This window comes from Luteibacter sp. ME-Dv--P-043b, assembly GCF_030209605.1.
Classification (GTDB): domain Bacteria; phylum Pseudomonadota; class Gammaproteobacteria; order Xanthomonadales; family Rhodanobacteraceae; genus Luteibacter.
Genome location: NZ_JARVRT010000042.1, coordinates 62,690 through 72,119, shown reverse-complemented (window position 1 = coordinate 72,119; position 9,430 = coordinate 62,690). Strand labels below are relative to the sequence as shown.

9 protein-coding genes are annotated in these 9,430 nt (G+C 67.7%); 4 read left to right on the top strand and 5 right to left on the bottom strand.

Annotated features, from left to right (window positions below; all coding sequences use genetic code 11):
* Positions 1–301: 301 nt before the first annotated feature.
* The 4 genes from QRN34_RS18140 to QRN34_RS18125 are packed head-to-tail and all read left to right on the top strand — an operon-like array spanning position 302 to position 4,547.
* Positions 302–883, top strand: coding sequence for a cysteine dioxygenase family protein (locus QRN34_RS18140; protein WP_036143887.1), 582 nt, complete (start codon positions 302–304; stop codon positions 881–883).
* Between the two features lie 46 nt (positions 884–929).
* Positions 930–2,297, top strand: a complete 1,368-nt coding sequence (locus QRN34_RS18135; RefSeq protein ID WP_285406699.1) for an FAD/NAD(P)-binding protein — start codon at positions 930–932, stop codon at positions 2,295–2,297.
* A 29-nt stretch (positions 2,298–2,326) separates the two neighbouring features.
* A complete protein-coding gene (gene cls, locus QRN34_RS18130) occupies positions 2,327–3,748 on the top strand; it encodes a cardiolipin synthase (RefSeq protein ID WP_285406696.1) in 1,422 nt (473 codons plus the stop codon).
* A gap of 34 nt (positions 3,749–3,782) precedes the next feature.
* Positions 3,783–4,547 (top strand): prolyl oligopeptidase family serine peptidase, encoded by a 765-nt coding sequence (locus QRN34_RS18125; protein WP_285406694.1) that lies wholly within the window; start codon positions 3,783–3,785, stop codon positions 4,545–4,547.
* Between the two features lie 3 nt (positions 4,548–4,550).
* Here QRN34_RS18125 and QRN34_RS18120 read toward each other — a convergent pair whose 3' ends face one another.
* From QRN34_RS18120 to QRN34_RS18100, 5 genes are all read right to left on the bottom strand, one after another.
* Complete coding sequence (locus tag QRN34_RS18120) at positions 4,551–4,949, bottom strand: hypothetical protein (protein ID WP_036139783.1); 399 nt, start codon at positions 4,947–4,949, stop codon at positions 4,551–4,553.
* 30 nt (positions 4,950–4,979) lie between these two features.
* Positions 4,980–6,212, bottom strand: coding sequence for an MFS transporter (locus tag QRN34_RS18115; RefSeq protein WP_285406690.1), 1,233 nt, complete (start codon positions 6,210–6,212; stop codon positions 4,980–4,982).
* Between the two features lie 151 nt (positions 6,213–6,363).
* Positions 6,364–7,377, bottom strand: a complete 1,014-nt coding sequence (locus QRN34_RS18110) for a Gfo/Idh/MocA family oxidoreductase (RefSeq protein ID WP_285406687.1) — start codon at positions 7,375–7,377, stop codon at positions 6,364–6,366.
* A 2-nt stretch (positions 7,378–7,379) separates the two neighbouring features.
* Positions 7,380–8,372: an inositol 2-dehydrogenase gene (gene iolG, locus QRN34_RS18105; RefSeq protein ID WP_285406684.1), complete on the bottom strand. Its 993-nt coding sequence runs from the start codon at positions 8,370–8,372 to the stop codon at positions 7,380–7,382.
* On the bottom strand, positions 8,365–9,231 hold the full coding sequence (locus QRN34_RS18100) for a MurR/RpiR family transcriptional regulator (protein WP_285406682.1): 867 nt from the start codon (positions 9,229–9,231) through the stop codon (positions 8,365–8,367). The genes iolG and QRN34_RS18100 overlap by 8 nt, the downstream gene beginning before the upstream one ends.
* Positions 9,232–9,430 lie beyond the last annotated feature (199 nt).

Sequence of the window (9,430 nt, the reverse complement as noted above, 5' to 3'; positions counted from 1 at the left end):
GCCGGCCATTTTCGCTGAGCCATGGATGGCGAATCGAAAATCCCCGTTCGAAGCCCGACCCGGGCCCGAAGGGCAATAAGAATACGGCCGCGCCAGCGGCCCTTCCTTGACGGGTCGCCGCAGGCGTGGACCCGAGGGGGCTACCCGCCGGCTCTTGCTCCAGGCGCCAAGGCTCCAAGCCCAACGCGATGCCAAAGGCGAGCCCACGCAATCCACCACCCCACCCCAACCAGGAGTTACGACGGTTTAACGGCCTCCGTGGTCCACTTTCCTCCAGTGAATTCCAGAGACAGCCCAGCCCATGGGTAAGCGTTTTTCCATCGTCAGGACGTTGCGCGATATCGCCTTCGACCTGTCGGACGTGGAGCACCCGGATCTCGCCTCGATGGGGCGGGACCTCGGCCGTGCGCTCCATGCCCACAGCCAGGAACTGGCCCAGGCCCTGGGGCCGTTGCGTGAGCGTCGCCGTGGCTTCGAGCGCTGGATACTCGCCGAGCGGTCGAAGCGACCGGTCAGCGTGCTGGTCATGGCCTGGCCGCCGGGTTATGTCACGCCGGTGCACGACCATGGCGGGCTGTGGGGGCTCGAAGCCACCATCTCCGGTGCGCTGGAAGTGGAATCGTTCGACCGTCCCCACGGCGACGAGCACGCCCTGCGCAGCACCGGGCGCACCTGGCTCGGTCCCGGGGACGCCACATGGTTCGACGCCACCGAGACGCACGCCCACCGCTGCCGCAATTTGTCGCGGCATGACACGGCGCTCACGCTTCACGTGTACGGTGGCGATCTGGCACAGTATCTCGCGTACGAGCAGCCGGGTCCCTCGGGACACTGGATAGCACGACCGAGGCAATCGATTATCGCGGGACGCCTGACGGCCTGACGGTCTACGGCCCTCCACCCCAGCCATCGGGCGAAGGACCAACAGCATGTTTCATAAAGTCGCCATCATCGGCGGTGGCGCGGCAGCGGCGACGCTGGTGAGTGAGTTGCTGGAGCGGCGTACGCCCCGGCCCTTGCACCTGGACTGGTACGCCGGCGCGCCGGCGGCCGGCCGTGGCATCGCCTATGGCACGCCCTCGGAACGCCACCTGTTGAACGTGCGTGCCGCATCCATGGGCATGTTCGTCAGCAAGCCGGGCGGTTTCCTCGAGTACGCCCAGGCGCTGGACCCCTCGGTCAAGGGTTCCGACTTCCTGCCACGGCGCCTCTACGGCGATTTCCTCCAGTCGCGCGTGGAGCAGGCGGTGAAACACGCCGCGTCACTGGGCCACGACATCAACGTGCATCCGTTCGACGCCGATGCGCTGGTGCCCACGGCCGACGGCGTGACCATCGGCTACGGCGACGAGGAATCCCATGCCGACGCCGCGGTGCTGGCCATCGGTTCGTTGCCGCCGCGCCCCCTGGCCGGCGTCGAGGACGCCGCCATCGCCAGCGGCCGCTACGTCACCGATCCCTGGCCGTTCCTGGACAGCGTGCAGCACGACGATCGCCCCCTGCGCGTGCTCGTCATCGGGCTTGGCCTCACCGCCGTCGACGTCCTGCTCGAACTGTCGGCGCATTGGCCGAACGCCCACTTCACCGCCCTGTCCCGCCACGGCAAGCTGCCCGAGCCGCACCTGGCCGCCGCCTCCGCACCGACGGACGACGGCTCGGAACTGGTCGAGGCGATGCAGGACGATCCGAACGTGCGCGTGTGGCTGCGTCGGTTGCGCGAGGCCACGGCCAACGCGAAGGACTGGCGCACCGTGATCGACAGCATGCGCCCGCATACCCAGGGCCTGTGGCGCGACCTGCCACGCGCCGAACGGTCGCGTTTCCTGCGTCACGCACGTTGGGCGTGGGAGCGGGCGCGTCATCGCATGCCGCCGCAGGTGGCCGCCGCCGCGACACGACTGGAAGCCGAAGGCCGCTTCGAGCGTGGGCGTGGCCGCATGCGCGCGGTACGCCTGTCGCCGGAAGGCACGCTGGACGTGGTGCGCGCGCTGCCCGGGGGCACGGAAAGCACGGCGTCGTACGACCTCGTCGTCCAGACCGTCGGCCTCAACACCGATACCCAGCGCACCGAGCATCGCCTCGTGCGCCAGCTGGTGGTCGACGGCCTGGTCCAGCCCGATCCCCTGGGCCTGGGCCTGCGCGCCGTGCCCGACGGCCACCTGCTGGACGGCAACGGCAAGGCCCGGCCCAACCTGTTCGCCATGGGCAGCATGCTGCGTGGCGCCCTGTGGGAATCCACGGCCATTCCGGAAATCCGCAAGCAGGCGCAGAACGTCGCCAACATGCTGCTGGGCTGACACGTCGAAAACGTGGACACTGCCGGCGTATGATCACGACGCTCATCGCCATCGCCGCGCTTTCCCTGCACGCCGCCGGCGTGCTGGCCGCCATGCACGCGGTCATGCATGCCCGCACGGCCCAGGGCGCCTTCGCCTGGGCCCTGGGCCTGGTCTTCCTGCCCTACCTGTCACTGGTGCCCTACCTGTTCCTGGGCGCCAGCCACTTCGGCGGCTACGTCGACCTGCACCGACAGCGCCAGGCGCGGTTCTTCATGCTCCACGAGGAGGTGGCCCACCCAGGTCACACCGGCCTGCTGACGCCGCCCGCCCCCGTCCATGACCCGCGTTACGATGCCATCGGGCGGATGATCAACAGCGCCATGCACAGCGGTCACGCACTGGCCCTGCACATCGACGGGGAGGCCGCCTTCACCGCGATGTTCGCCGCCATCGCCCGCGCCGAGCGCTATGTGCTGGTGCAGTTCTTCATCATCCACGACGACGTGCTCGGCCGACGCCTGCGCGATGCCCTGCTGGAACGCGCCGCCGCCGGTGTGCGGGTATGCCTGCTCTACGACGGCATCGGCAGCCACGCCCTGCCGGACAGCTACGTGGAAACCCTGCACAAGGGCGGCGTCGAAGCACGTCGCTTCGCCACCCGGCGCTGGCGCAACCGCTTCCAGCTCAATTTCCGCAACCATCGCAAGGTGCTGGTGGTGGATGGCGAGCGCGGCTTCGTCGGTGGCCTCAACGCCGGCGACGAATACCTCGGCGCCTCGCCACCGCTGTCACCGTGGCGCGATACCCACATGCAGATCGAGGGGCCGGCCGTGGCCGACCTGCAGCGGGTGTTCGCCGAGGACTGGTACTGGGTGACCGGCGAGCGCCCGCCGTCGTCGCCCCCGCCCGAACGCTGCGGACGCGCCGCCACGCTCATCGTGGCCACCGGGCCGGCCGACCGGCAGGAAAGCTGCTCGCTGTTCTTCACCCAGGTGATCCACGCGGCGAAGCGACGCATCTGGATCACCACGCCTTACTTCGTGCCGGATCCGGCCGTGTTCGCGGCATTGCGCCTGGCCGTGTTCCGTGGGGTGGACGTGCGCATCCTGATTCCCTGCCGCCCCGACCATCGCACCGTGTTCATGGCCAGCACGCTCTATGCGCACGAGGCCACGGTGGCCGGCATCCGCATGTTCCGCTACCAGCCGGGCTTCGTGCACCAGAAGGTGATGCTGATCGACGAGGACACCGCCGTGGTCGGCAGCATGAACCTGGACAACCGCAGCTTCCGGCTGAACTTCGAGATTGCCGCGCTGAACGTCGATGAGACCTTCGCCGCCGAGGTGGAAGCGATGCTGGAAACGGACTTCGCCAACGCGGACGAAGTGAACGTCAACGACTACCGGCGGCTGTCGTACCTGCGGCGTGTGGCCCTGCATGTGGCGCGCCTGTTCGATCCGGTACTCTGACGCCTCGCGCCACCTCGCCGACCAGGGACTCATCATGCTTCGTACCCTCGCCTTCCTCACCGCCATGACCGCCGTCGGTGCCTCTGCCGCCCCCGCGCAGTTCGTCGAACGCAGCGTCGACGTGGCCGGCCGGACCTACCGCTATCAGGTGTTCGTCCCCGCGGACATCACGCCGCATCCCGCCATGGTGCTGTTCCTGCATGGCAGCGGCGAGCGTGGCAACGACAACCTCAAGCCGTTGTCGCAGGGCCTGCCGCCCTGGTTGAAGCAGCACACCGATTTCTCCGCCGTGGTGGTGATCCCCCAGGCGCCGGACAACACGGAGTGGACGGACAAGGCCGATGCCGACATGGCCATGGCCGCGCTGGAAAAAAGCGTCATGGAGTTCCATGGCGATCGCAAGCGCCTCTACCTCACCGGCCTGTCCATGGGTGGTTATGGCTCTTGGCAGCTCGCGGCGGATCATCCGGGCACGTTCGCCGCGGCGGCGATCATCTGCGGCGGCGTCACCCAACTGGGCGACGACGAAGACCGCCAGCTGTTCGTGCAGGGGGTGCCGACCGGCAGCGACCCCTTCGCCTGGGTGGCGCAGAAAGTCGGTGCGCTACCGGTGTGGATCTTCCACGGCGGCGACGACAACGTCGTGCCCACCGAGCAGTCGCGGAAGATGCATGCGGCGCTGGTGGCCCGCAAGGCCGAGGTGAAATACACCGAGTTTCCGGGCGTGAACCATGGCTCGTGGCAGAAAGCCTATGCGACACCGACGCTGTGGGACTGGATGTTCGCCCACCACCGCTGAGCGTCAGGGCGTGGGGGTGCGCATGCCTTGCAGCAGTTGCCTGAAGCCGCCGGAAAACACGGCCCAGCCCAGGCACACCCCCACCAGCGACCCCACGCATTCGAAGAACACGCGCAGGCCGATGGCGTCCGGATCGTGCACCGCCGCCAGCTTCAGGCGCAGCAGCGTCATCGATTGCAGCGGGGCGAAGTTGAAGTAGAAAAGGTCCCAGAGGTCCTGGCCGCCGGCGAGCACCAGCGTGAGCGCGAAGGCCACGCTGATGTCCTTGCCGTGGCTCCAGCCGTTGGCCTTGCCGAACGCCCGCACCACCGCGTAGAGCACCAGGCCCACCAGCAGCGCGATGCCACCCGTCTCCAGCGCACCGACAATGCCGAAGCCGGTCCAGCTGCGATCGTAGGGCATGGTGGAACCTCGTCGGGAATCAGGGAGGCATTATGCCCGGGTAGCGGCCGCTTTCCCGCGGGAATCCGTGTCGCGACCGAAACGCAGGTACAGCGACACCGACAGCAGGGCCGCCGCCAGCGCGGCGAAACCGGCGAGAAGGAAGATGGCCGGGTAGTCGTAGATCCCCGCCACCCAACCGCCCACCGGCCCGGTCAGGCCCAGCGCCACGTCCAGGAATACCGAATACGCGCCCAGCGCCGCACCTCGGTTATGGGTGCTGACGCGGTTCACCGCCTCCACGCCCAGCGCGGGGAAGACCAGCGCGAAGCCGGCCCCGGTCAGGGCCGCGCCGGCCATCGTGGCGTTCGGCGTGCTGCCGAGCCAAAGTGCAACCAGGCCGCAGGCCTCGATCGCCAGAGACACGATGGCCACGCGATAGCCGCCGAAGCGGTCGATGACGTTGCCGAACACGAGGCGGATACCGATGAAGCAGCCGCCGAAGATGGACAGCGACAGCGCCGCGTCGGTCCACCCGCGACTGGCGTAATACAGCGCGACGAAGGTGGACAACGAACCGAAACCGATCGAGCCCAGGGCCAGGCCCACGCCGTAGGGCATGACACGCGACAGCACGCTCTTGAACGGCAGTCGCTCACCGTGGCTGGGCGCGATGCGCGCCTTCGCCAGCGCGAGCGGCACGGCGATCAACCCCAGCACGAAGGTAAGGATGCCCAAGGCGATGAAGCCGTGGTCGCGGGCGAGCGTCACACCCAGCGGCGCACCCAGCGCGATGCCGCCGTAGGTGGCGATGCCGTTCCAGGAAATCACCCGCGCGGTATGTTCGCCACCGATGCCGCCGATGCCCCAGGTGATCGACCCGGTGCTGACCCAGCTCTCGGCAAAACCCAGGCCCAGCCGGCTGAGCAGGATCAGCACCAGCGACAGCGCCGGAATGGTCGGCACCAGCGCGGCCAGTGCGAGGAACAGACCCGAGAGCGCCAGCACGACCAGCCCGGTGAGCACGGCGCGTTTCGGTCCCATCGCGTCGGCCATGCGCCCGGCATAGGGCCGGCTCATCAGCGTGGCGAGGTACTGCGCGCTGACCGCGAGGCCGGCCAGGATGGTCGAGTAACCGAGGTCGAGATGCGCGAAGCCCGGCAATACGGCCAGCGGGATACCGATGCAGAGATAGACGACGAACGTGAACACGACGGCGGAAAGGATGCGCGCCGTGATCGCGAAACGCCGCCCGCGCTGGGGGACAAGGGGAGGTAGGGACATGGCGGGGATTATAACGCCGGGGTGTTGCGGTGCATCATGAAGAATAATTCGCCCACATCGTGGGCTCCTACACGATAGCCGTTGTAGGAGCCCACGATGTGGGCGATCACGATCACCGGATGTAGGAGCCCACGATGTGGGCGATTTCCTCTCAAAGCCCCACCGGCTGCCCCGTCTGCAACGACTCGCGCAACGCGATGGCGATGCGCGTCGCTTCCACCGCGTCGTCCATGGTCAGGTCGAACGGCGTGTCGTCGAGCACGGCGTCGACGAAATGCCGGGCCTGGGTGACGAAGGCCGGGGCAAAACGCTCGTAGAACGACGGCAGCACCGTGTTGCGCACACCGTGCGCATCGGCAATCTCCACGCGGTCCGCGCGCGGGTTGCGACCGATGCTGACGCGGCCGGCGGTGCCGGTGACGTCGGTATGCGTGTCGTGGCCGTGCGCCTGCGTGCGCGACGCGTAGAACATCGCCATGCGACCGCCCTCGAACTCCACAATGGCGATGCCGTTGTCCACGTCGCCGAGGGCTTCCAGCGGCGGATACATCGCCACGGTGCCCGTCGAGTACACCTTGGTGGCCTTCGGCCGGCCCAGCAGCCAGCGGGCCAGGTCGATGTCGTGCACGCTGCAGTCGAGAAAGATGCCGCCGCTGGTGGGCGCGAACTTCAGGAACGCACCGCTCGGGTCGGCCAGGTCCGTCGTCTGCGAATACACCAGGAACGGACGGCCGATGCCGCCCGCCTCGATATGGCGGAACGCGTTCCGGTAGCTGTCGTCGAAACGACGCACGAAACCCACCATCGCCCGTTTGCCGGCCACCGCCGCATGCGCCGCGGCGCGGCGGCAGTCGTCCAGTTCCAGCGACAACGGCTTCTCGCAGAACACGTGCTTGCCCGCGTCCAGCGCCTGCGCGATCTGCGCGGCATGCAGCGAGGTAGGCGTGACCAGGAACACGGCATCCAGCGACGGGTCGGCCAGCATGTCCTCATAGGAGGTATGGATGGTTGGAACATCCAGCGTGTCGCGGGCCCAGGCACGCTCCGCCTCCACGGGACTGCACACGGCGGCCAGTTCCGCGCGCGGGACGGCGCGCGCCAGGTTCTCGGCATAGCGCTGGCCGAGCCGGCCGAGGCCGGCAAGACCGATACGAAGCGTGGCCATGGTCAGATACTCACCTCGATCGCCTTGCCCTCGCGCCAGGAACGCGCGGCGGCCTCGGCCAGTTCCAGCGCCTTGATACCGTCGGCGATGGTGGTGCGCACCGGCGTGCCGCCAGCCAGCGCGTCGAAGAAGTGGGCGATCTCCGCCGCATACGCCTCGCGGTAGCGCTCGAGGAAGAAATGCTCCGGCAGGTCGTGCGCGATGCTGGACGCGGTATGCGCGACGACCTGGGTCGGCGCCACGTTGCCGGCCTGCAACATGCCCTTGCTGCCCAGCACCTCGAAACGCTGGTCGTAGCCGTATGCGGCACGGCGCGAGGTATTGATCTGGCAGAGCCGGCCGCTGCGCGTGCGGATGGTGACCGCCGTGGTGTCGATGTCACCGGCCTCCTGGATGGCCGGATCGGTGAGGCAGCTGCCGGTGGCATGCACGCTGACCGCTTCGTCGGAAAGAATCCAGCGGAAGATGTCGAAATCGTGGATCAGCATGTCCTTGAAGATGCCGCCGGAACTCTTGATGTAAGCGACCGGCGGGGCACCGGGATCACGGCTGGTGACCACCAGCAGTTCCGGCGTACCGATCTCGCCGTTATCCAGCCGCTTCTTCAGCGACGAGAACGTGGGGTCGAAGCGGCGCTGGAAGGCGATCATGCAGGTGACGCCGGCCTTTTCCACCGCGGCCTGGCACGAGCGCGCGCGCTCCACGTCCAGGTCCACCGGCTTCTCGCAGAAGATCGCCTTGCCCGCCGCCGCCGCGCGATGGATCAGGTCGGCATGCGTGTCGGTGCTGGAACCGATGACCACGGCACCGACGGCCGGATCGTTCAGGGCCTCGTCCACGCTGGCGACCTTGGCGCCATGCTTGCCCGCCAGCTCATCGGCCGAGGGCGCGTGCACGTCCACCACGTAACGCAGGCGGGCTTCGGGGTGGCGGGCGACGTTGCCTGCGTGGATCTTGCCGATGCGACCGGCACCGAAAACGGCTACTTCAATCATCGTATTCTCCTCGGGGAAGTGTTTCTTCGACGGTCAGTTCGAGCTTGTAGGCCAGCGCGACGAACAGCGCCTGGCACAGGCACATGGTGCTGGTGAGACCACGGAAGGCGAACGCGCTGCCCTCCTTCACCTTCAGTAGCACATCCGAATGCCGCGCCAGCGGGCCCAGGTCGCTCTCGGTGATACCGAGCACGCCGGCCTTGTGCTGCTGCGCCACGCGCATGGCGTAAAGCGTTTCCTTGCCGAACGGCGGGAAGCTGATGGCGATCAAGGCATCGCCCTTGCCGATGCTGCGCAGCTGCTCGCGGAACATGCCGCCCAGCCCGCTGACCAGGTGTACCCGCTTGGGTGTGTGCTGGAGGGCGTAGGCGATATAGGTGGCGATGGCGAACGACCGGCGCACGCCGATCACGTAGATGTTTTCGGCGGCGGCCAGCATGTCCACCGCTTTCTGGAAGCGCACCTCATCGATCTCGGCGGCCAGTTCGTCCAGGCCGGCGCGGCTGGCGTCGATGAAACGCGAGGCGATCTCCACCGCGGGCAGGCTGCCCTTGCCGCCCTTGATGACGCTACGGATGCGCTGCTGGTAGCTGCGCTGCGGCGCCGCCTGCGCCGTGAAGGCGTTGCGGAACACCGCCTGCATCTCGGTGAAGCCGGAATAGCCGAAGCGCTGGGCGAAGCGGACCACCGCCGACGCGTGCACGCCGCAGCCCTCGGCAATCTCACCCACGCGCTGGACCATGATGGAACCACGATGTTCCTCAAGGTAGCGGGCCACGCCCTGCAACTGCCGCGGCAAGGCCTCGAATTCCTCCGCGATGCGCTGCATGAGGGCATCGGCTTCGTCGCGTTTGGCCATGGGGCACTCCAGGGGGGACCGGCGGCATTCAACCACGGGATGGAACATATTTTCCATTTATTTTTTTGCTGCAATGCAAATTGCAACCGTGGAACGGCAGGTCCATGCTCGGCTCGCTTTCGGCACAAACCGCGGCCCCCGGGCCGTCGTCGCAGTTCGATACCCATCACCCGACCGCGCCGCGGTCACCTGTGGAGGC